Origin of the sequence: Streptomyces sp. NRRL F-2580 (assembly GCF_000720115.1) — a bacterium.
GTDB lineage: Bacteria > Actinomycetota > Actinomycetes > Streptomycetales > Streptomycetaceae > Streptomyces.
In genome coordinates, this window is sequence record NZ_JOIR01000035.1 from 91,784 (window position 1) to 114,658 (window position 22,875).

The 22,875-nt window shown below is 73.9% G+C and carries 17 protein-coding genes; 5 read left to right on the forward strand and 12 right to left on the reverse strand.

The window, feature by feature from the left end; genetic code table 11:
• Window positions 1–59 precede the first annotated feature (59 nt).
• Complete coding sequence (locus IF88_RS0130760; RefSeq protein ID WP_030719745.1) at window positions 60–614, forward strand: YbaK/EbsC family protein; 555 nt, start codon at window positions 60–62, stop codon at window positions 612–614.
• Window positions 615–628: 14 nt separating this feature from the next.
• On the opposite strand, the gene IF88_RS0130765 is transcribed toward IF88_RS0130760, so the two are convergent.
• From IF88_RS0130765 to IF88_RS0130775, 3 genes are all read right to left on the reverse strand, one after another.
• Complete coding sequence (locus IF88_RS0130765) at window positions 629–1,585, reverse strand: ABC transporter ATP-binding protein (protein WP_030719748.1); 957 nt, start codon at window positions 1,583–1,585, stop codon at window positions 629–631.
• Window positions 1,582–4,380, reverse strand: a complete 2,799-nt coding sequence (locus tag IF88_RS0130770; RefSeq protein WP_051837844.1) for a hypothetical protein — start codon at window positions 4,378–4,380, stop codon at window positions 1,582–1,584. The genes IF88_RS0130765 and IF88_RS0130770 overlap by 4 nt, the downstream gene beginning before the upstream one ends.
• A 101-nt stretch (window positions 4,381–4,481) precedes the next feature.
• On the reverse strand, window positions 4,482–7,808 hold the full coding sequence (locus IF88_RS0130775) for an FtsX-like permease family protein (RefSeq protein ID WP_051837848.1): 3,327 nt from the start codon (window positions 7,806–7,808) through the stop codon (window positions 4,482–4,484).
• Window positions 7,809–8,026: 218 nt separating this feature from the next.
• On the opposite strand from IF88_RS0130775, the gene IF88_RS0130780 reads away from it, so the two are divergent.
• A complete protein-coding gene (locus IF88_RS0130780) occupies window positions 8,027–8,818 on the forward strand; it encodes an ABC transporter ATP-binding protein (RefSeq protein ID WP_078893250.1) in 792 nt (263 codons plus the stop codon).
• A gap of 292 nt (window positions 8,819–9,110) precedes the next feature.
• On the opposite strand, the gene IF88_RS0130785 is transcribed toward IF88_RS0130780, so the two are convergent.
• Window positions 9,111–9,425: a VOC family protein gene (locus IF88_RS0130785; protein ID WP_030719760.1), complete on the reverse strand. Its 315-nt coding sequence runs from the start codon at window positions 9,423–9,425 to the stop codon at window positions 9,111–9,113.
• A gap of 282 nt (window positions 9,426–9,707) precedes the next feature.
• On the opposite strand from IF88_RS0130785, the gene IF88_RS0130790 reads away from it, so the two are divergent.
• Window positions 9,708–10,733: a phytase gene (locus IF88_RS0130790; RefSeq protein WP_037807626.1), complete on the forward strand. Its 1,026-nt coding sequence runs from the start codon at window positions 9,708–9,710 to the stop codon at window positions 10,731–10,733.
• Window positions 10,734–10,791: 58 nt separating this feature from the next.
• Here the strand turns inward: IF88_RS0130790 and IF88_RS0130795 are convergent, their stop codons facing one another.
• The 4 genes from IF88_RS0130795 to IF88_RS0130810 all read right to left on the reverse strand — a co-directional run bounded on the left by IF88_RS0130795 (window position 10,792) and on the right by IF88_RS0130810 (window position 14,475).
• Entirely contained in the window at window positions 10,792–11,454 is a 663-nt protein-coding gene (locus tag IF88_RS0130795; protein ID WP_030719764.1) for a methionine ABC transporter permease, read from the reverse strand.
• Window positions 11,451–12,467: a methionine ABC transporter ATP-binding protein gene (locus tag IF88_RS0130800; RefSeq protein ID WP_051837850.1), complete on the reverse strand. Its 1,017-nt coding sequence runs from the start codon at window positions 12,465–12,467 to the stop codon at window positions 11,451–11,453. Before IF88_RS0130800 ends, IF88_RS0130795 begins: the two co-directional genes overlap by 4 nt.
• Complete coding sequence (locus IF88_RS0130805) at window positions 12,464–13,342, reverse strand: MetQ/NlpA family ABC transporter substrate-binding protein (protein ID WP_051837852.1); 879 nt, start codon at window positions 13,340–13,342, stop codon at window positions 12,464–12,466. The genes IF88_RS0130800 and IF88_RS0130805 overlap by 4 nt, the downstream gene beginning before the upstream one ends.
• 599 nt (window positions 13,343–13,941) lie before the next feature.
• Window positions 13,942–14,475 carry an AAA family ATPase gene (locus tag IF88_RS0130810; RefSeq protein ID WP_030719772.1) on the reverse strand — a complete coding sequence of 178 codons (534 nt, stop codon included), beginning with the start codon at window positions 14,473–14,475 and terminating at the stop codon, window positions 13,942–13,944.
• A gap of 205 nt (window positions 14,476–14,680) precedes the next feature.
• Here IF88_RS0130810 and IF88_RS0130815 point away from each other — a divergent pair, with 205 nt between their 5' ends.
• Window positions 14,681–16,255: a glutamate synthase subunit beta gene (locus tag IF88_RS0130815; protein ID WP_030719774.1), complete on the forward strand. Its 1,575-nt coding sequence runs from the start codon at window positions 14,681–14,683 to the stop codon at window positions 16,253–16,255.
• 90 nt (window positions 16,256–16,345) lie between these two features.
• Here the strand turns inward: IF88_RS0130815 and IF88_RS48470 are convergent, their stop codons facing one another.
• From IF88_RS48470 to IF88_RS0130835, 4 genes are all read right to left on the reverse strand, one after another.
• Window positions 16,346–16,816, reverse strand: a complete 471-nt coding sequence (locus IF88_RS48470) for a hypothetical protein (RefSeq protein WP_030719776.1) — start codon at window positions 16,814–16,816, stop codon at window positions 16,346–16,348.
• A gap of 202 nt (window positions 16,817–17,018) precedes the next feature.
• Window positions 17,019–18,017 carry a type I glyceraldehyde-3-phosphate dehydrogenase gene (gene gap, locus IF88_RS0130825; protein WP_030719779.1) on the reverse strand — a complete coding sequence of 333 codons (999 nt, stop codon included), beginning with the start codon at window positions 18,015–18,017 and terminating at the stop codon, window positions 17,019–17,021.
• A 123-nt stretch (window positions 18,018–18,140) separates the two neighbouring features.
• Window positions 18,141–19,097: a GlxA family transcriptional regulator gene (locus IF88_RS0130830; RefSeq protein WP_030719782.1), complete on the reverse strand. Its 957-nt coding sequence runs from the start codon at window positions 19,095–19,097 to the stop codon at window positions 18,141–18,143.
• A gap of 117 nt (window positions 19,098–19,214) precedes the next feature.
• Window positions 19,215–21,119: an ATP-binding cassette domain-containing protein gene (locus IF88_RS0130835; RefSeq protein ID WP_030719785.1), complete on the reverse strand. Its 1,905-nt coding sequence runs from the start codon at window positions 21,117–21,119 to the stop codon at window positions 19,215–19,217.
• A 496-nt stretch (window positions 21,120–21,615) separates the two neighbouring features.
• On the opposite strand from IF88_RS0130835, the gene IF88_RS45840 reads away from it, so the two are divergent.
• Window positions 21,616–22,734 carry a PP2C family protein-serine/threonine phosphatase gene (locus tag IF88_RS45840; RefSeq protein WP_051837874.1) on the forward strand — a complete coding sequence of 373 codons (1,119 nt, stop codon included), beginning with the start codon at window positions 21,616–21,618 and terminating at the stop codon, window positions 22,732–22,734.
• The last annotated feature ends 141 nt before the right edge of the window (window positions 22,735–22,875 follow it).

Here is a 22,875-nt window from a genome sequence, read left to right on the forward strand (position 1 = left end):
AGAGTGGCAAGGAGTGGTGACCTCCTTGCCTTTGTCATGTCGGGTGTTAGCGTGCGGTCATGCGCGCTCCCATCGGGCCCTTCGACCACGCGGTACCGGCCCCCGACTGCCTCGCGGACCTCGTCCCGCCCGTGGCCGCAGCGGTCCGGAGCTGGGCCGGGCACGTCCCCGCTCAGCAGATCCTGTACGTGGACACCGACCCCGCCATCGCCGACACCGGCGCCTTCGTCGCGCACTACGGGCAGGAGCTGCTCGGCCGGTCGGCGAACTGCGTGGTGGTCGCCGCCAAGCGCGGCGGCGCGACCACCCTCGCCGCCTGCCTCGTACCCTCCGCCGGCCGGGCCGACGTGAACGGCGCCGTCCGCCGTCACCTGGGCGCGCGCAAGGTGTCCTTCGCGCCGATGGAGACGGCCGTGGAGCAGACGGGCATGGAGTACGGCGGCATCACGCCGCTGGGTCTGCCGGACGGCTGGCCGCTCCTGGTGGACCCCGCGGTCGCCGACATGCCGTACGTACTCGTCGGCAGCGGACGCCGCCGTGGCAAGCTCATCGCGCCCGGGAAACTGTTCGCGGAACTCCCCGGAGCCGAACTCGTCGAGGGTCTCGCACCCTGACGCTCCCGTGACCGCTAGCTGCGGTCCGGGCGGAGCTCGATGTGGTCCGGGGCCAGGTCGACCGCCAAGCGGTGCTCCATGCCCAGGGCCTCCAGGAACTTCGGGGGCAGCTGGACGCGGCCGGAGCGGTCCAGGACGACGTACTCGCGTTCGCTGATCGACTCCTCGCCGTGCTCGTCGGTGACCAGGCGGCGCAGGACCTCGCTGCTGGTGCGGCCGTCGCGGATCGCCACGGTGCGCCGGACCTCGCCCGCCACCATGGGGTCGTGCGTCACAATGACCACCGTCACGCCGAGCTCCTTGTTCACCGTGCGGAAGGTCTCGAAGACCGCCGCCGCCGTCTCCGAGTCCAGTTCGCCCGTGGGTTCGTCGGCCAGCAGCACCCTGGGGTCGTTCGCCATCGCCACGGCGATCGCGACGCGCTGCTGCTGACCGCCCGACAGTTCCGCCGGGCGCCGGTGCGCCAGTTCGCCGATGCCGAGGGCGTCGAGGATCTCCGCGACCCGGGCGGCTCGGCGTGCGCCCGCGCCGCGCCGGCCGCCAGCGCCCCTCAACTGCATCGGCAGCGCCACGTTCTGTGCGGCCGTCAGGAACGGCAGCAGGTTGCGGGCCGTCTGCTGGAAGACGAACCCGACCGCTTCGCGCCGGTAGCGCAGCCGGTCCCGCGCCGAGAGTTCCAACAGGTCGTAGCCGGCGACCGCCGCGCTGCCCGCCGTCGGGACGTCCAGGCCCGCCAGGATGTTCAGGAGGGTGGACTTGCCACTGCCCGAGGCGCCCACGAGCGCCACCAGGTCGCCTTGGGCGACCGTAAGCTCCAGCCCCTGGAGGGCCTGCACCTCGATGCCGTCCGTGCTGAAGATCCGGACCAGACGGTCGCAGGCGATCGCGGCGTCCACCGCCGGGGTGCGCGGCTCCGCGGCGGCCGTCGCCCGGCGGCGCAGCTCCTCGTACGTCGGCTGGTCGGTGTTCAACGCTGGTCTCCCGCTCTCAACTCGGTGGTGATCTGCCGTCGCCCGGATGTCGCCGCCTCGACGAGCACGGCCGCGGCGACCAGGGCGGCCAGGCCCAGGGCCTGGGTCAGTACGGGCCCCGCGGTGAGCCGTACCCCGGTCGGCACGCTCGCGCCGACCAGCGTGGACAGGTCCATCGCCGGGCCCAGCAACGCCACCGCGGCCGACGCGACCAGGGCCCCGCCCAGCGTCGCGGCCAGGGTCTGCGGCAGGGTCTCGGCGAGGATCAGCGCCACGCCCTGGCGGCGGCGCAGCCCCATGGTGCGCAGCCGGGCCAGCAGCGCCGCACGTTCGGGGACGGTCCGCATCAGCGTCAGCAGAACGGCCAGCAGCGCGAAGCCGGCGGCTCCCGCCACGGAGGCCCAGAAGAGGCGCTCGGCCGACCGCTGCAGCGGATCGGCGCCCAGCTCGGCGACGGCCTCCGCACTGGTGCGTACGGGATACACGTCGTCGGCGGGGTGCGCCGGGGCGGCCGGATCCCGACCCGCGGCGAGTGCCGGGGACGGCGACGGGGAGGGAGCCTGAGCCGAGGACGCCGGCGGGAGCGCGGCCCGGACCAGCGCGCGCAGCCGGTCCCCGTCTACGGAGCCGAGGGCCAGCCACTGGTTCGGCTGGTCGGCGCCGATGAGGGCCGTCGCCGGGCCCGCCGGCAGGACCACGGTCGCGGCGTCCCGGGCGGGGCGGGCCGGGGTGCAGTCGATCACGCCGACGACCTGTGCCTTCACCTCTCCGCCGTTGCCGGGCCGCACCGTGAAGGTGCCCGGGCCCGCCAGCCGTGCCAGCCCGGCGCTGAACAGGGCGGGCACGGGCGCGTCGGCGGACCGCGCGCCGCCCGCGGCCAGCAGGGCGGGGTCGAAGGAGCCGCAGCCGAGGACGCGCGACAGCTCCGCGTAGGCGGCCGGTTCGGCGACGATCACGGAGGTCTGGCTGGAGCGCAGGGTCATGCCGAGGATCGAGGAGTCGTGGTCGATCCACAGCGGCACCGACGTCCGTACGCCCGGCAGCTCGCCCGCGGCGTTCGCGAGTCCGGCCGGGAGCGAGGCCTTTCCGAACGCGGTGATCGCCGCGTCGCCCCCGACCGCCAGCCGGGCGACGCCCAGCCGGTTCGCATCGACCGAGTCGAGGACCGCGGCACCGAATCCACCGGTGGTGATGGCGAGGAGCAGTGCGACCATCGGCAGGACGGAGGGGCCGCTGCGGCCACGGGCCTGCCTGCCGCCCGCTCCCGAGCCGCGGGCGGCTCGCGCCAGCCCGAGGAAGCCAACCAGCCCGGAGCGGCGGCCGGCCGCCCGTGCGAGCCAGCCGGTCACGACCGGCTGCAGCCGGGCCAGCAGCAGCCCGCCACACAGCGCGAGCAGCAGCGGAGCCGCGATCAGCAGCGGGTCCGGGTCGCTGCCGGCCGGGGCCACCCCGCGGCGGCGGACCTCCAGTACGGCGGCGGCCGTGGCGACGAGGACGAGCAGTTCAGCCACGGGCCTGCGCCACCGCCCGGCCGGACGCGTCGGGGTCAGCAGTACGGCTGCCCGCACGGGGAAGGCCAGGAGCGCGAGCACGGCGACCACCGCGGCCGAGAGCAGCGCGGGCGCGAGCCGGGGCGTGGGCAACAGGAGTACGGCGAGCGCGGTGGCGGCCGCGGCTGCCGGGAGCACCGTGACGGCCCCCTCCCCGAGGAGCCGGCCGACGATGCCGGCGCGCGAGCCGCCGCGCGCCAGCAGCAGGCGCAGCTCGGCGTCCCGGCGGTCCCCGGCGAGCGCGCCGGCCAGGCACAGGACCACGAAGGCGACCCCGCCGACCCCGGCGGGTCCGATCAGGGCGAGCGGCGCCGCGGCCTGTCTGCGGTCGTGGGCCTGCTCGAACAGTTCGGGCAGCCACGAGGTGGTCCGCAGCCGCTGGCGGGCGGTCTCCCGCGTGAGGGCGGCGGCGGTGGGCCCGGCCACGTACGAGGCGATGTCCTTCGTCGTGGCGTCGAGGCGGTCGGCCCGCAGGCTGCCGACGTCCACCGGAAGCCGCCAGAAGTCCTCGGCGGTGTCGCCCCAGGTGTCCATCCGGCCGAGGCCGCCGGCTCCGATGAGGGCGTCGACGTGCCAGGAGAGGTTCTCCCCGTTGTAGTGCTCGCAGGCGCGCGGGAGGCAGTCGAGGCCCACCCAGAAGTCCTCGGTCGGGTCGGGGACCGCGTAGAGGCCGACGACCTCCACGGACGGCGTGCCGTTGACCAGGGGCGTGCTCCTCAGCACGGATCCGAGGCGCGCACCGAGGGTCTCGGCGGCGCGCTGCGAGAGGGCGACCTGCAACGGCGGATCGTACGCGGTGGCGCCCTCGGGGGCGCCCGCGGGCGGGCGTGCGTCGCTCGGCCAGCGCCCCTCCACCAGCTTCACGTGGGCCGGGGCCTGTTGGACGTACAGCAGGGACATCGCGGGCGGGAAGCCGGACGGGCGGGAGAGTTCCGGATTCAGCAGCGGCTGCCGCTTGGTGGTCCGCGTGCCGTGGACCACCGCCTCCGGGTCGACGCGGAAGGTGCCTCCGGTATGGGACAGCAGGCTCTTCAGCGTCCCGTCCAGGGCTTCGGCGCTCTGCCCGGCCACCGGGGCCGGCGCGGTCACCTGCAGGCTGGTGTCGGTGTGCCCGCTGCGCTCCAGGAACGACCGCAGGGCCTGGTCGGCGCCCCGGTCCTGGGCCCGCGGCAGCGCGGCGGCCAGCAGGACGGCGACGAACGCCAGCGCGGCGGCGAGCAGGGTGCCCAGGGGAGCCGCCCGCAAGCGGGTCCTGACCCAGGGCGCGGGCCGCGGCCGGGACCGCGGGGCGGCTGCCGGCGGCGGCGTGGCGGACGGCGGCGGCGTGGCGGACGGCGGCGGGGTGGTCACATCTCCTCCACGGGACGCAGCCGGGCGGCGATGTCGCGGCCCCGGGGGCCGCTGAGCAGGGCCGACAGCAGGGGAACGGCGGCGATGGCGGCGGCCGTCAACAGGGTCTGCCAGAAGGGCAGGTCCACCCGTACGGGCGGGAACGGCCGCCCGGCGGCGGGTGTCAGCACGACCAGGGGCGCCATCAGGTGGTCGAGGGCGACACCCAGTCCGGTCCCGACCGCGGTCCCGACGGCGATCAGCACCCCGCCTTCGGCGGCGGCCGCCAGGGCCAGCGACCGCCGTGGGGTGCCGAGCGCCAGCAGGACAGAGAACTCCCGTCCGCGCACGCGCCGTTCGGCGGCGCTGGACGTCGCGAAGCCGATCGCCGCCAGCACCGCGCACGCGGCGGCGAGGGCGGCCAGCGCGCTCTGCGGGCCGGCGCTCAGCGGGTCCTCCAGCAGCCGGGCGGCGATTTCCTCACGCAGCTCGACGCGCTCGGTCCTGGACCCTTCGCGCAGCGCGGTCGCCGCGCGGGCCGGGACCGGATCGGCGGCCGAGGCGGGGGGCAGCCACCACTCGGTGGGCGGGGCCGGCAGTTGGCCGGCGGACTCCACCAGGAACCGGCCGAGCGTGCGCAGGTCGACGGCGAGCCCCGACCGTCCGACCACCGGGAGGGAGTCGACGGCGGCGGTGATCCGCATCGGGACGGTCGCGCCGTCGAGCGTGACGGGGACGGTCGCACCCACGGAGGCACTGATGGCCCGCAGGTAGCCGGTGGTGGCGACCGCCGGGACCGCGGCGGGGGCCGCGGCGGCGGGCGCCGGGAACAGCACGGCGCTGACACCCTTCTCGGTGCCGACCCCGCCCCAGAACCGCACCTGCAGGTGATCCGTGGAACCGGCCGGGAGCGGGGAGAGCGCGGGGGCCCGCAGGCTGCGGGGTCCCTGCGGGGGCGCCGACCGCCAGCCGCCCGTGGCCGCGGCTCCCGGCGCGGCGACCGCCGTCGCCGTGCCGTCCGCGGTGTCGGAGACGCCGATCCGGCGCAGGGTCAGTTCGCTGCCGTCGCCCGCGGGGCCTTCGTCCCCGGCGTACGAGAGCCGTATCGCGGCCAGGGTCAGCGGGGCCGCGGCCGAACCGATCGGCGCACCGGTCAGGGCGTCCAGGGGAAAGGCGAGGGTGGCGTCGCCGCCGGTGGGCAGCGTGACCGAGGGCGTCCCGTGGGTCGCTCCGAACCGGTCGCGCAGCAGCAGGCTCACGGCCGCCCAGCTCGTGCCGGCGGACCGTACCGTCACACCGAGCTCGATCCGGCGGGGGGAGCCGGGCAGGGCGACACCGGGAGCCTGCCCGGGGGCGGCTGCGGCCGCGCCGGTGGCCGCGGACCCCGCCGGGGCGTCCGGGCCCTGCGCGGCGAGCGGGGCGAACAGCTCCCGCATCCCGTGGCCGCCGCGCAGGTCCGCGCGCAGCGGTACGCCTTCGGCCACCTTGGCGGCGTCGACCGCGAGGACGTCGGTGGTGCCCCCGCCGGGCAGCGGCTGCGTCCGGCGGACCACCGGAATCAGACGGTCCGCGCCCGGCAGTGCCCCGTAGCGTCCGGCCTGCCCCATCGGGGCCATGGTGCTCCCGGAGATCCGCAGGCCGCCCGCGGTCGTGAAGTCGGCCTGGTCGCGCTGGGACTCGGACCAGGCGGTGTGCTGGCCGAGGGCCAGGATCCCGCTGGAGACGGCGAGGACGAGCAGCAGCACGGGCCCGGTGGCCCGGCCGGGCCGGCGGGCGAGCTGCCAGCCGAACAGGGCCGGGCCGAGGCTCCGGCCGCGCGCCGCCAGCCGTCCGCCGGCCCGCGCCGCGAACGGCAGCAGCCGCAGGACCAGCAGCGTGCCCCCGCACAGGGCCAGCGTCGGGGCGGCGACCAGGACCGGGTCGATGCCGAGCCCGCCGTCGGCGGGGGCGTCGGGCACCTGCGCGTCCGTACCTCCGTACTGCGACAGCTGCTGGTAGCCGAGGACCGCGAGGACGATCACGGCCAGGTCCAGGCCGGAGCGGGCGGCGCCCGTCACCAGGGCCTGCCTGCCGCCGGCGCGGCGCAGGACCGCGGCCGAGGCGCCGCGCAGGACGGAGGGCAGGGTCGTCAGCAGGACGCAGGCGAGGGCGCAGCCGGCCGCGACCGGCCAGACCAGCCAGGTGTCCGGGATCTCCAGGTGGACCTGCGCGAGCGGTCCGAACCGGCCGAACAGGCGCAGCAGGGGTGGTGTGAGCAGTGGTGCCAGGACGGCGGCGGGGAGCGCGAGCAGCAGCGACTCGGCGGCGCCGAGCGCGCCGAGGCGCCGGCGGGAGGCGCCGCGCGCGGTGAGCAGGACGCGCTCCGGCTCCTGGCGCACGGTCAGGATGTGGGAGACGAGGAGCAGTGCCGCGGTGGAGAGGACGGCGAGCTGGAGCGCTCCCACCATCAGGGTGGACCGGGCGACGAGCATGCCGGAGTCCAACTCGGTGAGCAGCTTCGGTAGTTCGGTGGCGGCCCGGAGGGAGGTGGTGCGCTCCAGGCCGTCCGCGGCGGGCTTCGCCGCGGTCCGGACGGCCTCGGCCTCGGAGGCGCGGATCGTGCCCAGGTCCGGGGTCAGCAGCGTGAGGCGGTAGTTCTGCAGGAGGCCGCCGGTCGTGAAGGCGCTGTCGTCCACCAGGAGCGGGCCGTAGGTGGCGAGGGAGCCGGACTGGATCTCCCGGCCGCCGAGCGGGTCGAGCCGCCAGTACCCGGCGTCCGGATCGGAGGCCCGGTACACGCCGGTGACCAGTACGGTCAGCGCGGCGCCGTCGAAGCGGTCGTCCAGCCGGACCGGTGCGGGCAGCGCGGACTCGGTCAGGCCGAGCCGGGCCAGGGCCGCGCGCGGCACGGCCACCTGCATCGGCGCGGCCGGGGTGCCGGTGCCGTTGGCGGTGACCGGCGCGGGCCACTGGCCGGCGAGCAGTTGTACGTGCTCCCGGCCGAGCGCGGCGAGCAGCGTCAGGTCGGCGTCGTGGCCCGAAGCGGCCGCACCGGGCAGTCCGTAGGAACGGCTGCGGGCCACGCTCTCGGTGGTGACCGGAAGCCGCCCGAACACCTCGTCCGCGTAGGCCCGGAGGGACTCGTCGTCCTTGGCGCGGGAGGAGGCCGGGTGGCCGCTGGTGACCACGACGGTGGTCCGGGCCTGCTCCGAGCCGGTCAGGGCCTGCCGGAGCCCCTCCTCCTCCACGCCACGGGTGAATGCCGTCAGCGCGGTCAGAGCGGTCGCGGTGATCAGTACGGTGAGCAGTACGGCGACGGCGAGCGGCCATCGCCCGCGCAGCCGGCGCACGACGAAGCCGAGCACGTGTTGAATTCCCTCCCCCGTCCGGACCTTCGGCACCGGATAGCGGACGATGCTGTCAGATTCGAGCCAGAGAGGGAAGGGGCTTGCGTGATGGGTGCGGCAGATGCGCAAATGCGATCAGAAAGCTGCAACGAGAGCGGGTGCGGGTGCGGGTGCGGACCGACGGGCCGGGCGCTCCACGCGAACGATGCGGACAACTCGACGGGGGAGTACAGGCGATGAGCGACAACCACCAGGAACCGGTGACGGCTGCGGTACCGGCGGCCCGGGAAGGCACCACCACTCCGATCGTGGTGGTGGACGACCTGCACCACAGCTTCGGCAGCGGACCCCAGGCCGTCCACGCCCTGCGCGGCGTGTCCTTCGAGGTCCGCCGCGGCGAACTCACCGCCCTCAGGGGCCGGTCGGGCTCCGGCAAGACCACCCTGCTCAACCTCGTCGGCGGCCTCGACGCCCCCACCAGCGGCCGGATCACCCTCGACGGCACCGATCTGGCGTCCCTCGACGAGGCGGACCTGCTCGCCCTGCGCCGCGACCGCATCGGCTTCGTCTTCCAGTCCTTCGGCCTGATCCCCGTCCTCACCGCCGCCGAGAACGTCGGCGTCCCGATGCGACTGCGCCGGATGCCCGCCAAGGAGCGCGAGGAGCGCGCCCGTACCCTGCTCGCCCTCGTCGGCCTCGCGGACCACGCCGAGCAGCGCCCCGGCGAACTCTCCGGCGGCCAGCAGCAGCGCGTCGCGGTGGCCCGCGCGCTGGCCAACGAGCCGGACCTGATCATCGCGGACGAACCCACGGGTCAGCTCGACTCGGAGACGGGCCGGTCGATCATGGAACTGTTGCGTGCGGTCGTGCGCAGCGAGTCGGTCACCATCCTCGTCGCCACCCACGACCCGAACCTGATCGAACTCGCCGACCGGGTCGTGGAACTGCGCGACGGCCGTGTCGTCGTCGGGCCCGGCGCGGGCGAGGCGCCCGAGGCGGCCGAGGCGGCCGAGGCGGTCAGCCGGTGATGGTGACTCAGGGCAGACCCATGCCGGCGTTCCCGCGGAAGCCTTCCGCGCAGATCCGGGTGCCCGCGGGGAAGTGCCGCTGTGGGTACGCCTGGACCCGGTAGGTCCTGAACTCGGCGACGTCCTCGACCTTGGTGTGGTTGGTTGCACCACTTGCCGTCCGCCACTGCGGACGGTCCCGTGGCGGTGACGCAGCCGAGCGCCGCCGCGGCTGTTCCGACTCCCGCGGCGAGCTTCTTGGTGATGGAGTGCGTGGCAGACGACCTCACGCGTTCTTCCCAGGCCGTCCTGGTCAGGTCGCGTGGAGGTCGAGGGTCCGGCCGTCGGGGTCCGTGAGGAGATGTCGGCCGGGCGTGAGCGGTGGGGTCGCGGCGGCGCCGGTGAGGGCGAGTCCCAGGCGGAGGGCGCCGGTCTCGCGGTCGGGGCGCGCGGGGTAGATCTCGAGGACCGCGCCGTCCGCCAGCGTGGCCGCGTAGTGGAGGGGGCCACGCCCGTGCTGCTCGCTCGCGAAGCGCAGACCCAGGTCCTCGTAGAAGCGCCGGCACTCCTCGAGCCGGGGCGAGTAGAGGACCAGGAGGGTCGCGCGGATGCCGATCGGGTCGCTCACGGGGCTCCTGAGGGTCCTGGCGTCGAGGGGAATCGGCTTCGGGCTGATGCGGCAAGAGCCGTACGGACGGGGCGCGTTGTCGGTCCGGCGGCGCTGCCGTGGGTGCGATGTCCGAGCCTTGCCAGCATAGTTACCGCTCGGAGCCTCAGGCGCCCGAGGGTTCGTCCCGCGGTGCCCGCCCGGCCCGGCGACAAGGCCGCAGCCGGTTCAACTGCCGTTCACGCACCGCTCGCCGGGCCTCTCTACCCTCCTCCTGTCCTTCACCCGACCGAGGGGAATCCGGTGTCCTTCGCCCTTTCCGTCCGCACGGCCGCCCTGCCCGCCGCCGTCCTGGCCACACTGGCCCTGCCGGCCGCTTCGGCCCACGCCGCGGCCGTATCCGTCACGGCCACCGTGGAGACCACCCCGGTCTCGCACGGCGGCGACGCCGCCGACGACCCCGCCATCTGGGTCCACCCGACCGACCCCGCCAAATCGGTGGTCGTCGCCACGGACAAGAAGGGCGCGCTGGAGGTCTACGACATGACCGGCGCCCGCATCCAGCGGATCACCGGCGACTACGGCAACAACGTCGACCTGCGCGGCAACATCGTGGTCTCGGCGGACGACGAGGCCGCCGACGGCAACGGCGCCATGCACATCTACCGCATCGACCCCGCGACCCGCCAGCTCAAGCGGCTGAAGGACGTGCCCACCGAGGTCACCGCGCACGGCATCTGCCTCTACACCTCCCCGGCCTCGGGCAAGCTCTACGCCTTCCCCAACTCCACCTCCGGCCGCGTCGAGCAGTGGGAACTCGCCGTCAAGGGCGACTCCGTGACGGCGACCTCCGTCCGCCTGTGGGACGCGGGCTCCGCGGTCGAGGGCTGCTACGCCGACGAGACCACCGGCAAGCTCTACCTCGGAGAAGAGGACGTCGGCGTCTGGGTGTACGGAGCCGAGCCCACCGCCGGCACCAGCCGCACCAAGCTCGACTCCACCGGCTCCGGCGGCCACATCACCGCCGACACCGAGGGCGTCACCGCCGCCGGGAACCGCATCTACGTGTCCTCCCAGGGCAGCAACGACTTCACCGTGTACGACCGCACCACCCGCGCCTACCTCGGCCGCTTCTCCGTCTCCAACGGCACCGCGGCCGACGACTGCGAGGACACCGACGGCATCGACGCCACCGCGGCCAACCTCGGGCCCGCCTTCCCCGAGGGCGTCTTCATCTGCCAGGACGGCTCCAACGGCGCCCCCGGCACCAGCGGCAACCAGAACTTCAAGTTCGTCCCGCTCCAGCGCATCACCGCCCAGTTCGGCTGATCGCCCCGGGCGCCGGCGGTCCCGCCGGCGCCCTTCCGGGCCGTGCCCGCGCAGGGTGTCAGCGGCGGAGCACCTTGCGGGACACCACGTTGCCGAGCAGCTGCGCCGACTGGACCAGCGCGATCAGCACGAGCACCGTCACCACCATCACCGAGGTGTCGAAACGCAGGTAGCCGTAGGTCATCGCCAGGTTGCCGACGCCTCCTCCGCCGACCGTGCCGGCCACCGCCGAGAAGTCGATCAGCGCGACGAGCATGAAGGTCAGGCCGAGCACGAGCGGTCCGAGGGCCTCGGGGACGAGGACCGTGAGCAGGATCCGCAGCGGGCTCGCGCCCATGGAGCGCGCCGCCTCGATCACACCGGGTTCGACGGACAGCAGGTTGGACTCCACGATGCGGGCCACCCCGAACGTCGCGACGACCGTCATCGGGAAGATCGCGGCGTTCGTCCCGATCATCGTGCCGACCACCCCGCGCGTGACGGGGGCGAGCGCGACGATCGCGATGATGAAGGGGACGGGCCGGATGATGTTGATGAGCAGGCCCAGGACCGTGTGCACGATCCGGTTGGGCAGGACGCCGCCCTTGCGGGTGGCGTACAGGGTGAGCCCCACCGCCAGTCCGCTGACGGTCGACAGTGCCAGGGTGATGAGCACCATGTAGACGGTCTCGCCGGTGGCGTCGAGGACCTTGGGCCAGAACGTGCTCCAGTCGGCCTTCACCGGGCACCCGCTTCCGCGAGGTACGGGACGCAGAGCGCGGCGGCGACGGCGTCGACCGCGGCCGCTTCACCGCGCAGTTCCAGGGTCACGCTGCCCAGGGGACGTCCCCGTACCTCGGCGATGCCTCCGTGGACGAACGTGAACTCGACGCCGTGGACGTGCAGGAGCTCCGACAGGCCGTCCAGGGAGGCGCTGCCGTCGGCGACGGGCAGCGTGATCAGCCGGCCGGGGTGGCGGGCGCGCAGCCGTTCCAGGAGTGCTTCGTCCGGCTCGCTGTGGCGGGCGGAGCGGACGAAGGCGGAGGTTGTCGCGTGGCGGGGCCGCGCGAAGACCTCGTACACCTCGCCGCTCTCGACGACCTTGCCGTCCTCCATGACCGCGACGCGGTCGCACAGGGTCCGTACGACCTCCATCTCGTGGGTGATGAGGAGGATCGTGACGCCCAGCTCGCGGTTGACGCGGCTCAGCAGGGCCAGCACCTCGCCCGTGGTCTGCGGGTCGAGGGCGGAGGTCGCCTCGTCGCACAGGAGGACCTTCGGACGGGTGGCGAGCGCGCGGGCGATGCCGACGCGCTGGCGCTGGCCGCCCGAGAGCTGCTCCGGGTAGCGCTTTCCGTGCCCGGCGAGGCCGACGAACTCCAGCGTCTCCTCGGCGCGGGCCTGGGCCGCCGCGCGGTCCATTCCGGCGAGGCGCAGCGGGTAGAGCACGTTGCCCAGGACGGTGCGCGAGCGGAAGAGGTTGAACTGCTGGAAGATCATGCCGATGTCGCGCCGGACGGGGCGCAGACGGCGCTCGCCGAGGGCGGAGAGGTCCTGCCCGTCGAGCAGGACGCTGCCCGAGGTCGGCTCCTCCAGGCCGTTGACCAGGCGCAGCAGGGTGGACTTGCCCGCACCGCTGTGGCCGACGACCCCGAACACGGTGCCCGCCTCTACGGAGAGGGTGACTCCGTCGACGGCGCGCGCCCCGCCCGGGAACTCCTTGCGGACGTCGCGCAGTTCCACGGCTGCGGTCATCGCTTCAGCTGCTTCTGGATGCGGGCGACCTCGGCCTGGAGGTCGGCGGCGGGAAGCTCGACGTGGTGCGCGGTGCCGTTGCTGGTGCGGCGGACCTCGTCCTGTACGGCCTGGGAGGCGTACAGCTCGACGATCTTCCGGTAGTCCGCGTTGTCCTTCTGGTTCGAGCGGGCCGCGATGACGTTCAGGTACGGGACGGACTGCGGGGCGGCGGGGTCGTCCTTGAACAGCGCGGTGTCGGCGGCTATGCCGGCGAGCTCGGCGACGCCGTCGTTGATGATCGCGGCGTCCGTGTCCTTGAGGGTACGGGGGGTCTGCTGGGCGTTGACCGGCGTGAGCTTGACGTGCTTGGGGTTGGCGGTGATGTCGTCGGGCGTGGCGAAGAGCCCGGCGTCCTTCCGCAGCTCGATGAGCTTCGCCTGCTCCAGTACGCGCAGTCCGCGGCCCTGGTTGGCGGGGTCGTTGGGCAGGGCGATCTCGGCCCGGGCGGGAAGGTCCGCGAGCTGCTTGTGCTTGCCGGAGTAGAGACCGAGGGGGACCACGGTGGTCGCGGCGATGGGGGCGATGTCGGTCTTGTTCTCGGCGTTCGACTGCGCGAGGAAGACCAGGTGCTGGAAGGCGTTGAGCTCGATGTCGCCCGCGCTGAGGGCCTTGTTGGGCAGCGAGTAGTCGTCGAACACGACCGTCTCCACGGTCAGGCCCTCCTTCTTGGCCTCCTTGGCGAGGACGTCCCATTCCGGGGAATCGCCGGAGACGCCGACCCGGATGCGGTGGGCGTCCCCGCCGCCGACGCCGCAGCCGGACACGAGGAGCGCGAGGGCGGTGGCGGTGGATGCGGCGAGCAGGGTACGCCGGCGCGGGAGTGCAGAAATCATTGTGTGATCCATGTGCAGAGGAAGAGTCGAACGAGCGATGAATGGATCGTAGATCGAACTCGTCTCGCGCCCTTCGAATGCGAGGTTCTATTCATGAATCTGCAATGAATGGAAGGGTGTCGGTGGGGTATCCGCAGGGCGGCTCGTGGAGCGCCCCGACGAGCCCCCCGCGTCATCGCCGTCCTGCGCGACGGCGACCGCACGAAGGTCTACCGGGCGGGGGTGGCCGACGTGGAGAGCGGCCGGCTCGGAGCGCACCCGCCGGCAGCAGTTCACCTTCATCCCCGGCGCACTGTCCCAGCCCCCCGGCCTTGGCCGCACCGAGGCGGGCCTGGCCGTCTACCGCTACACCACGGCTGCGGAACGGTCTACGGCCACACCGGCAACACGCCCGGCTACACACAGTTGGCGGCGGCCACGGCCGACGGTCGGCGCTCACTGACCTTCTCGATCAGCACGCAGACCTCCCTGGACGTCAACCCCGACCTGCTCGCACAGGTCTGCGAGGTCCAAGAGGACTTCGTCTGCGCCCTGCTGCGCGGCCGACCCCGGCGGCCGCGGAGACGGGGCCGGCCGCGCGCGACCCCCCGCCCGCCCCGTCACTCCTCCCGCGCGGGCAGGCCGGCCAGGCCGGTGTCGCGCAGGATGCGTCCGACGGTGGCGTCGAGTCCGCTCGCCGCGCCGATGACCGTCTCGACCCCGCCGGGCAGCAGGTCGAGCGGCCGGTACCAGGAACACAGTTCGGCCTCGGAGACCTCGTCCGCGATCGGCTTCGTCGCGTGCCGGGCGAGCGTCACCTCGAACGGCACGTCCAGGTAGTAGCCGTGGGCCGGGCCGCGGTGATCGGCGCGCAGCCGGGCGAGCATGGCGCCGTAGTGGTCGGCGTAGAGGATGCCCTCGACGACCACGTGGTAGCCGGCGTCGAGGGAGTACCGCGCGACCGTGTCGATCAGGCCGATGTTCCCGCCGTCCGGTCGGTCGCGTTCGCGCAGGACGACACGGCGCATGGCGTCCTGGCCGACCAGGGCCAGGCCGCGGCCGAACCGTTCGCGCAGGCCGGCCGCGACCGATGACTTGCCCGAGGCGCTGTTCCCGCGCAGCACCACCAGCCGGGTGTCCGAGGTGCCCACCATCACCCGCGCAACGCTACCCGCCCGCGCCGCCGCGCACGGGCCGGTCGTCACGTTCCGCACCCGCCCGTTCACCCCGTTCTGTTCACCCGGAGCACTCCCGGGAAGGGGGCGTAACCTGGTCGAACCGCCACATAATGCGCGTACGAGGAGCATGGTGCGCCGCCCGCGCCGCGCCCCCGCCGCGAGCGATCCAGGGAGGCGGCGCGTGACCGATCCGTTCGGCTTCCTGAGGATCCCCCGCGAGGCCGTCCCGGCCCGTCCCGTCGAGGAACGGCTGGGCGACTGGCGCGAGGTCTACGCCGGCCAGGCGTTGCTGCCGCTCGTCTCCCGGCAGGCCGACCGCTGCATGGACTGCGGCATCCCGTTCTGTCACACCGGCTGTCCCCTGGGAAACCTCATACCGGAGTGGAACGCGTACGCCGCCCACGGCGACTGGCGCGCGGCGTACGAGCGGCTCCACGCGACCAACAACTTCCCGGAGGTCACCGGCCGGCTCTGCCCGGCCCCCTGCGAGGACGCCTGCGTCCTCACGATCAACGCCGACCCGGTGACCATCAAGAACGTCGAGCAGGCGATCGCGGACGAGGGCCTGCGGCGCGGCTACCTCATCCCGAGGCCGCCGGAGAGGCAGAGCGGCAAGACGGTGGCCGTCATCGGTTCCGGACCGGCCGGACTCGCGGCGGCGCAGCAGCTGACCCGGGCCGGGCACTCCGTCACGGTCCACGAACGGGCCGACCGGATCGGCGGGCTGCTGCGCTACGGCATTCCCGAGTTCAAGATGGAGAAGATCCACCTGGACCGCCGGATCGAGCAGATGCGGGCCGAGGGCACGGTGTTCGTCACGGGCGCGGACATCGGCGGCGCGACCGGCCCCGCGGCGGGCGCCGCGGTGCGCCCCGGCGCGGCAGAGGGCAGCGGCGGGGCGGCCGGCACCAGCGCCGCCGAGCTGCGCGACCGTTGCGACGCCGTCGTCGTCGCGATCGGTGCCGGCGAGCGTCGGGAACTACCGGTACCCGGCCGCGCACTGCGCGGCATCCACCAGGCCATGGAGTACCTGACCTGCGCCAACCGGGTGCAGGAGGGCGACTACGCCGTGTCGCCCGTCACCGCCGAGGGCCGGCACGTCGTCATCGTGGGCGGCGGCGACACCGGCTCCGACTGCCTCGGGACCGCCCTGCGGCAGGGCGCGATCTCCGTGGTCCAGCTCGACATCAACCCCGAGCCCGGCCCGGACCGGAGCGAGGGTGAGCCCTGGCCGGTGTACCCGAAGACGTACCGGATCTCCCACGCCCACGAGGAGGCGCGCGGGTGCGAGGGCCGCGATCCGCGGCTGTTCTCCTCCGCCACCCTGCGCTTCGAGGGGGACGCTTCGGGCCGGGTTCGGGCGCTGCACCTGACCGCCGTCGAGCCGGGGGCCCGCAGCCCCCTGGCCGGCACCGAGCACGTCATACCGACCGGCCTGGTACTGCTGGCCCTCGGCTTCTCGGGCCCCGAGCGGGCCGGCGGCCTGCGCGAGCAGCTGGGGCTGGAGCTCGACGAGCGCGGCAACTTCGCGCGGGACGCAGGCTTCGCGGCGGGTGGCGCGAGGGCGCCGGGAGTGTTCGTCGCCGGCGACGCGGGCCGCGGCCAGTCGCTGGTGGTGTGGGCCATCGCCGAGGGCCGGGCGGTCGCCGCGGCCGTGGACCGCTACCTGACCGGCTCCACGTGCCTCCCGGCTCCGGTCGCCGCCCACGACCGGCCGATGACGGCGCTAGGGCGCATGCGCTACGGGGAGTTCTAGCGACGCGCACGCGGTACGGGGCCGCCACCGGATGGGTGGCGGCCCCGCGTCGCGGCGAACCGTCGTGCCGGCGTCACGCGTTGGGGATCGTCAGGTCGCGGAGTGGGGCAGGCCGGGGATGTCGGGGACACCCGGGAAGCCGGGAACACCGGGGAAGCCCGGGATGTCAGGGACGGAGGGGGTGTCCGGGACACCGGGGAAGTCAGGGACACGGGGGGTCTCCGGGGCGGGCTTGGCCCACGGGTCTTCGCAGGGGGCGGCGACACAGACCCAGGTATGGCTCTTGGGCGGTTCGAAGCGGACGCCCCCGTCAGTGCCCGCTCCCGTGTCGACGTCGTCGCCGAAGACGGACTTCCCGCCGGGTTGGACGAGCAACAGGTTGCTCTTGTTGTCGCTGCCGCCCTGATCATCGGGGGCCACGACGCGGTCATCGGCCACAGCGGCCTGCGGGGTCGCCGGGACGGCGGCGAACGCGCTGGTGGGGACCACGGCGCCGGCCACGACCACGGCGGTCGAGGCGGCCAGGGCGAAGAAGCGAGGGGTGCGGAAGAGGTGAGTCATGGAAGCTCCCGGGTTTCGAGGTGTGGAGGGGGAACATCCAGTAGGCCCCGGCCCGCCCCGCACGGTCACGTCCCTGAATCCCGTGGCTTGACGTCCGCCGGGCACCCCGCTACCGAGCCCGGGCACCCCGCTAACGGGCCCGGGCGCCCCTCCGGCCGGCCGCGTGCGGCCGGCCGGAGCTCCACGGGTGTGTACTGCCGGCTCAGCGGGTCGCGAGGAGGGTGAGGGTGTCGATCACACGGTTCGAGAAGCCCCACTCGTTGTCGTACCAGGCGACCACCTTGACGTGGCGGCCGTCGACGCGGGTCAGCTCCGAGTCGAAGATCGACGAGGCGGGGTTGCCCGTGATGTCGGAGGACACCAGCGGGTCGTCCGAGTACTCGAGCACTCCGGCCAGCGGACCCTCCGCGGCGGCGCGGTACGCCTCCAGGATCTCCTCGCGCGTCACGTCGCGGGCCACGGTCGTGTTGAGCTCGACGATCGAGCCCACCGGGACCGGCACGCGGATCGAGTCGCCCGAGAGCTTCCCGTCGAGCTGCGGCAGCACCAGGCCGATGGCCTTCGCGGCACCGGTCGACGTCGGCACGATGTTGACACCGGCGGCGCGGGCACGGCGCGGGTCGCGGTGCGGGCCGTCCTGCAGGTTCTGCTCCTGCGTGTAGGCGTGCACCGTCGTCATGAAGCCGTGCTCGATGCCGGCGAGGTCATCCAGTACGGCGGCCAGCGGCGCGAGCGCGTTGGTCGTGCACGAGGCGTTCGAGACGATGGTGTGCAGCGCCGGGTCGTAGGTGTCGGAGTTGACCCCGAACGCCAGGGTGACGTCGGCGCCGTCGGACGGCGCGCTGACGAGCACCTTCCGCGCACCCGCCTTGACGTGGGCGCGGGCGGCCTCGGCGGAGGTGAAGCGGCCGGTGGCCTCGAGCACGATGTCGACACCGAGCTCGGCCCACGGCAGCTGCGCCGGCTCCCGCTCGGCGAGCACCTTGATGCGGCGCCCGTCGACGACGAGGACGTCCCCGTCGACGGTCACCGGGCGGCCGAGCCGGCCGGAGGTGGTGTCGTACGCGAGCAGTCGTGCGAGGGTGGCGGGCTCTGTCAGGTCGTTGACGGCGACGACCTCGAGGTCGCTGTCGCGCTCGAGGAGCGCGCGCAGCACGTTGCGCCCGATGCGGCCGAATCCGTTGATGGCAATGCGAGTCATGAGCGATGTCCCTTTCGTTCGCCACCAGATTCGCGTTCCGCGCGCGCCCGCGACAGCGGCGTGATCGCCATGGTTCAAAAGGATCCCGCCACGGCGGTGGCGAGCCCGTCGCCGGGCGACGCGCTATTCGCCCTGGGTGAAGGTGCGCCGGTACTCGGTCGGGGTGGTGCCGAGGATGCGCTGGAAGTGCAGGCGCAGGTTCGCTCCGGTGCCGAGACCCACGTCGGCGGCGATCTGCTCGATGCCGCGCTGCGAGCGTTCGAGCAGCTCGCGCGCCACGTCGACGCGGGCGCGCATCACCCACTGCATCGGTGTGTACCCGGTGTCCTCCGCGAAGCGTCGCGAGAACGTGCGGGGCGAGACCCCGGCGTGCCGGGCCAGTGATTCGAGCGTGAGCGGCTCGCCCAGCCGGTGCAGCGCCCACTCGCGTGTGGCCGCGAACCGCTCGCCGAGCGGCTCGGGCACGCTGCGCGGTACGTACTGCGCCTGGCCGCCGCTGCGGTAGGGGGCCGCGACCAGGCGCCGGGCCGCGTGGTTGGAGGCGGACACGCCGATGTCGCCCCGCAGGATGTGCAGGCACAGGTCGATGCCGGAGGCGGCGCCGGCCGAGGTCAGCACGCTGCCCTCGTCGACGAAGAGGACGTTCTCGTCGACCCTGACCAGCGGATGCTTCGCCGCGAGCGCACGGGCGTAGTGCCAGTGGGTCGTGGCGCGCCTGCCGTCGAGCAGGCCCGTGGCGGCGAGCGCGAACGCGCCCGTCGAGATGGCGGCGAGCCGCGCGCCCCGCTCGTGAGCGGCGATCAGCGCGTCGATGACGGCCCGCGGCGGATCGTCGCGGTCCGGGAAGCGGTAACCGGGGACGAACACGATGTCGGCCCACGCGAGGGCCTCCAGCCCGTGCGTCACGTGGTACGCCAGGCCGTCCCCGCCGGCCACGAGCCCCGGCGCCGCCCCGCACACCCGCACCTCGTACGGCATGCTCGCCCGGGTCGTGAAGACCTGCGCGGGGATGCCGACGTCGAGCGGCTTGGCGCCCTCGAGGACGAGGACGGCGACACGGTGGAGACGGGAGGCTGGCACGGGCTCGAGGGTACGCGGCGCCGGATCCCGGACCCCGTGCCGCCACCGCCCTCGGCGGTCGGGCAGGGTGCTGCGGAGCGCACCGTGACCCGGCGGGCTCCGCAGCGCCTCATGTCGTCAGCGGTCTTGGGAGAGTTCGTACAGCTCGCGGAAGCGGCCGCCGTTCAGGGACACCAGCTGGTCGAAGGGGCCTTGTTCCACGATGCGGCCGCCGTCGAGGACGACGATGCGGTCGGCGAGGCGGCAGTTCTCCATCCGGTGCGTGACGATCACCGTGATCCGGTCCTCCTTCATGTCCCGCAGGCCGGAGAAGACCATGTGCTCCCCGCGGGGATCCATGGCGCTCGTCGGTTCGTCCATGACCAGCAGGCCCGGCTTGCGGTGGAAGGCGCGGCCGCAGGCCAGTCGCTGCCACTGGCCGCCCGAGGGCTCGTGGCCACCCCAGACCGAACGGGCCAGCAGCGTGTCCAGCCCGTTGGGGAACTCCTCGACGGTCGTGCGCATGCCCACGGCGTCCAGCGCCTCCCACACGGCCTCCTCGCCGCGTGGGTCCGGCTGGCCGAGGGTGATGTTCTCCCGCGCGGAGAACGGCCAGTACCCGTAGGACTGGGTGACCAGGCCGACGTGCGCCCAGGCGGAGCGCTGGTCCGCGTCGGAGGTGGGCACGCCGTCCCAGGAGACGGTGCCGGAGGTCGGGGCGGTCAGTGAGGTCAGCAGGCGGATGAGGGTGGACTTGCCGGCGCCGTTCTCGCCGATGACGGCGACCACCTCACCGCGGGCCAGCGTCAGCGTGACGGGGCCGAGGGCGGGGGCGTCCTTGCCGGGGTAGGTGTAGGAGGCTTCCTCCAGCCGGATCTTCTCCGGGGCGTTCTCCATCACCTGCGGGCCGCGCGGGCCGGACTTGTCGGCGGCCTCCTTGACGAAGGTGGTGTAGTCGCCGAGGTAGAGCGCGTGCTGGAACATGGCCGCCCCGTAGACGACGAGCTGCGACAGGGCGGCGGTGGAGGTGCGCATGGCGACGATGGCCGTGCCGGCGGCGGCGATGGCCATGTAGCCGCCGACGACGAGCCCGGCGAGCACCCCGTACGTCGCCACGACGAAGACCCCGGACGCGGTGGCGGCGATCAGGTAGACGACGAGGTAGCGGGGCGCGGAGCTGACCATCTTGGAGTCGATGCGCTCGCAGACCGCCGCGTACCAGTGGTGGGCGTAGGGCCGCATGCTGTTGCCGCGCAGCTCGTCGGCGAGCTTCGGGGTGGTCAGGTGCCAGCGCATCATGTGCTTGATGTTGCGGGAGGCGACCGTCTGGTTGTGGAGGCGGTAGTCGAGGCGGGCGGCGTAGACGGAGCCCAGGCCGCGGGGGACCACCGACAGCAGGAGCAGCGGCAGCAGTACGGGGTGGACCACGGCGAGGACGGACGCGACCGCGATCATGTCGATCATGCCGCCGGTGAAGCCGAGGGCGTCCTGGAGGAGCATGGCGGAGCGGGCGGAGCCGGTCTCGGCGGCCTCCGAGCGCTCGGTGAAGTCGGGGGCGTCGTAGGCGGCGAGCTCCACGTCCATGTGGGCGTCGACCATGGCGAGGTCGGCGAGGGTGGCCATGCCGGGGTTGAGGCGGCGGGCGGCGCTGCCGGAGGCGATGGAGGCCAGCGCGCCGAGGGCGGTCATCGCACCGGCGACGACCAGGGGCCAGGCGGCGGCCGCGACGCGTTCCTGGACGCCGTCGCCGGCCAGGAGCGGGACCATCGCCCGGGAGATCGCGGCGAGCGCTGCCGCCGTGCAGATCCCGCCGAGGATCTGGGCGGCGACCAGGACGTGGAAGGCGGTGCGGTTGACGGCGAGGGCGAGCCGCGCGGTCTGCCGTAGGGCGGACGGGACGCGGCGGGCCATGTGGCCGAGCGACAGCGCCTCCATGGTCTCGTTGTGCTGGCCCCAGGTGTACGTGAACTCCGGGGGCGCGGGTGGTGCGGGTGGAGCGGGTGGGGTGACGGTCTTCTCTTCCTCGGCCTGCTGCTCGGACATGCTCATTCTCCTTCAACCGGGTTGCTGTGGAGGCCAGTTCGGCTGCACCCGCGCATGGCGAGGAGGCCCGGGGCCGCAGTGTGCGGAGGGGCCGTCGCGGGGTCGCTGCAACTGGGGGAGTGAGTACAGCGCAGGCCGTCGGCCGGAGCAGCGGGATCTGGCCGACCTCGCGGTGGCGGCGCCCTTGGCACGGCCGCTGATCGTGTCCGGGTGCCGCCGGGCTCCCGGAGCGCGGTGCAGCGCAGGTTGGCTGGAACCGGCCGGTGCGGGGGTCGGGTCTTCGGAAATCGCTTGCGGGCTCCGACGCGGCCCGCGCCTGCGCGGAGTACCTGCGGCCCGGGGACGAACGGGCCCCCGCGTGGCCGCCCGGCCGGGGGAGCCGGTGACCGGCGACCGGGTGGCGGCCACGCGTCCGGGCAAGGCAGGCTGTACTCATGAGAGCGCCCTTGCGCTCGCCCCCGGGCCGGGAGCCGGCGGTCACCACCAGGTCCTTTTCGTGATTGCGGAGTGCGTTCCCTTCGCGATCGCCTTGCTGGTGCTCTTCATCGAGCTCACGCCGCTCCACGTCGTCTACACCGGTCCGATGCTGGTCGCGACACCCGCCCTGGCCGCGGTGACGATGGGCCCCAAGGGCACGCTCGTGGCGACGGCGGTGGCCGTCGCGGTCAGCGTGACCACCGCCACCCACAACAACGCCTGGGGTGGCCAGCAGGTCTATACCAACTTCCTCGCCTTGTCCCTGGTCGCTGCGGCGAGCGTCATGACGAGCGGCGCCGCGCGCACGCGCCGGGAGAGCGAGCTCAACCAGGTCCGCCGGATCGCCGTCGCGGCGCAGGAGGCCCTGCTGCGGCCCGTCCCGGACCGACTGGGCCCCGTAGGGGCGGCAAGCATGTACCTGGCGGCCGAGACGGGCGCGCTCATCGGCGGCGACCTGTACGACCTGGTCCAGACCCGGTACGGGATCCGGATGATCGTCGGGGACGTCCGGGGCAAGGGACTGCCCGCCGTACGGGCCGCCGCGGTCGTGCTGGGCGCGTTCCGGGAGTCGGTGCACTACGAGGACGACCTGGTGGAGGTCGTCAACCACTGCGGGGCCGCCCTGCGGCGGGACGCCGCCGTCGCGGGCGCCAGCGAGAGCTCGGCCGAAGGTGAGGACGCGCTCCTGGAGGCGTTCGTCACCGCGATCGTGGCCCAGGTCTCGGACGGTCCGCACGTCGAGGTGATCAACCGGGGCCATCCGCCGCCGCTGCTGCTGAGCAACGGCACGGTCGTCTCCTTGATGCCCACCCTCCCCCTGCCGCCGCTCGGTCTCGAGGAGTTCATCAGCGGACCTCCCGGGCGGACGGACCGCTACCCCTTCGCGCCGGGTGACCGGCTGCTGCTCTGCACCGACGGGGTCATCGAGGCCCGGGACGGCGACAACGTCTTCTTCGACCTCCCCGAGGCCATGGTGAGCATGCGCGACCACACGCGGTCGGCGTTCCTGGAGGGCCTGCACCAGGCATTGCTCCGCCACACCCAGAGCCGCCTGGCGGACGACGTCGCGATCATCCTCGTCGACCGCATCGAAGACGAGGGCCGCCGGCCGGCCGAGGACCCGACCTGCCCGACGTAGGCCCGTGCCCGGCAGCCGGCCCTACTGGTCCCGCCCCCACCGCCGCACCGCCCCGGCCGCGGCAAATTCGTGTGCGCCGGTGGTCGGGCCCGCGTTATGGTCGGCGCATGAACGTCACCGGCCCCAGCACCACCGCGACCG

What these genes read in the sequence shown, in the direction of transcription:
- IF88_RS0130760 (WP_030719745.1), top strand. Translation starts at nt 60, where the DNA reads ATGCGCGCTCCCATCGGGCCCTTCGACCACGCGGTACCGGCCCCCGAC.
- IF88_RS0130780 (WP_078893250.1), top strand. Translation starts at nt 8,027, where the DNA reads ATGAGCGACAACCACCAGGAACCGGTGACGGCTGCGGTACCGGCGGCC.
- IF88_RS0130800 (WP_051837850.1), bottom strand. Translation starts at nt 12,467, where the DNA reads ATGACCGCAGCCGTGGAACTGCGCGACGTCCGCAAGGAGTTCCCGGGC.
- IF88_RS0130805 (WP_051837852.1), bottom strand. Translation starts at nt 13,342, where the DNA reads ATGATTTCTGCACTCCCGCGCCGGCGTACCCTGCTCGCCGCATCCACC.
- IF88_RS0130810 (WP_030719772.1), bottom strand. Translation starts at nt 14,475, where the DNA reads ATGGTGGGCACCTCGGACACCCGGCTGGTGGTGCTGCGCGGGAACAGC.
- IF88_RS48470 (WP_030719776.1), bottom strand. Translation starts at nt 16,816, where the DNA reads ATGACTCACCTCTTCCGCACCCCTCGCTTCTTCGCCCTGGCCGCCTCG.
- gap (WP_030719779.1), bottom strand. Translation starts at nt 18,017, where the DNA reads ATGACTCGCATTGCCATCAACGGATTCGGCCGCATCGGGCGCAACGTG.
- IF88_RS0130835 (WP_030719785.1), bottom strand. Translation starts at nt 21,119, where the DNA reads ATGTCCGAGCAGCAGGCCGAGGAAGAGAAGACCGTCACCCCACCCGCT.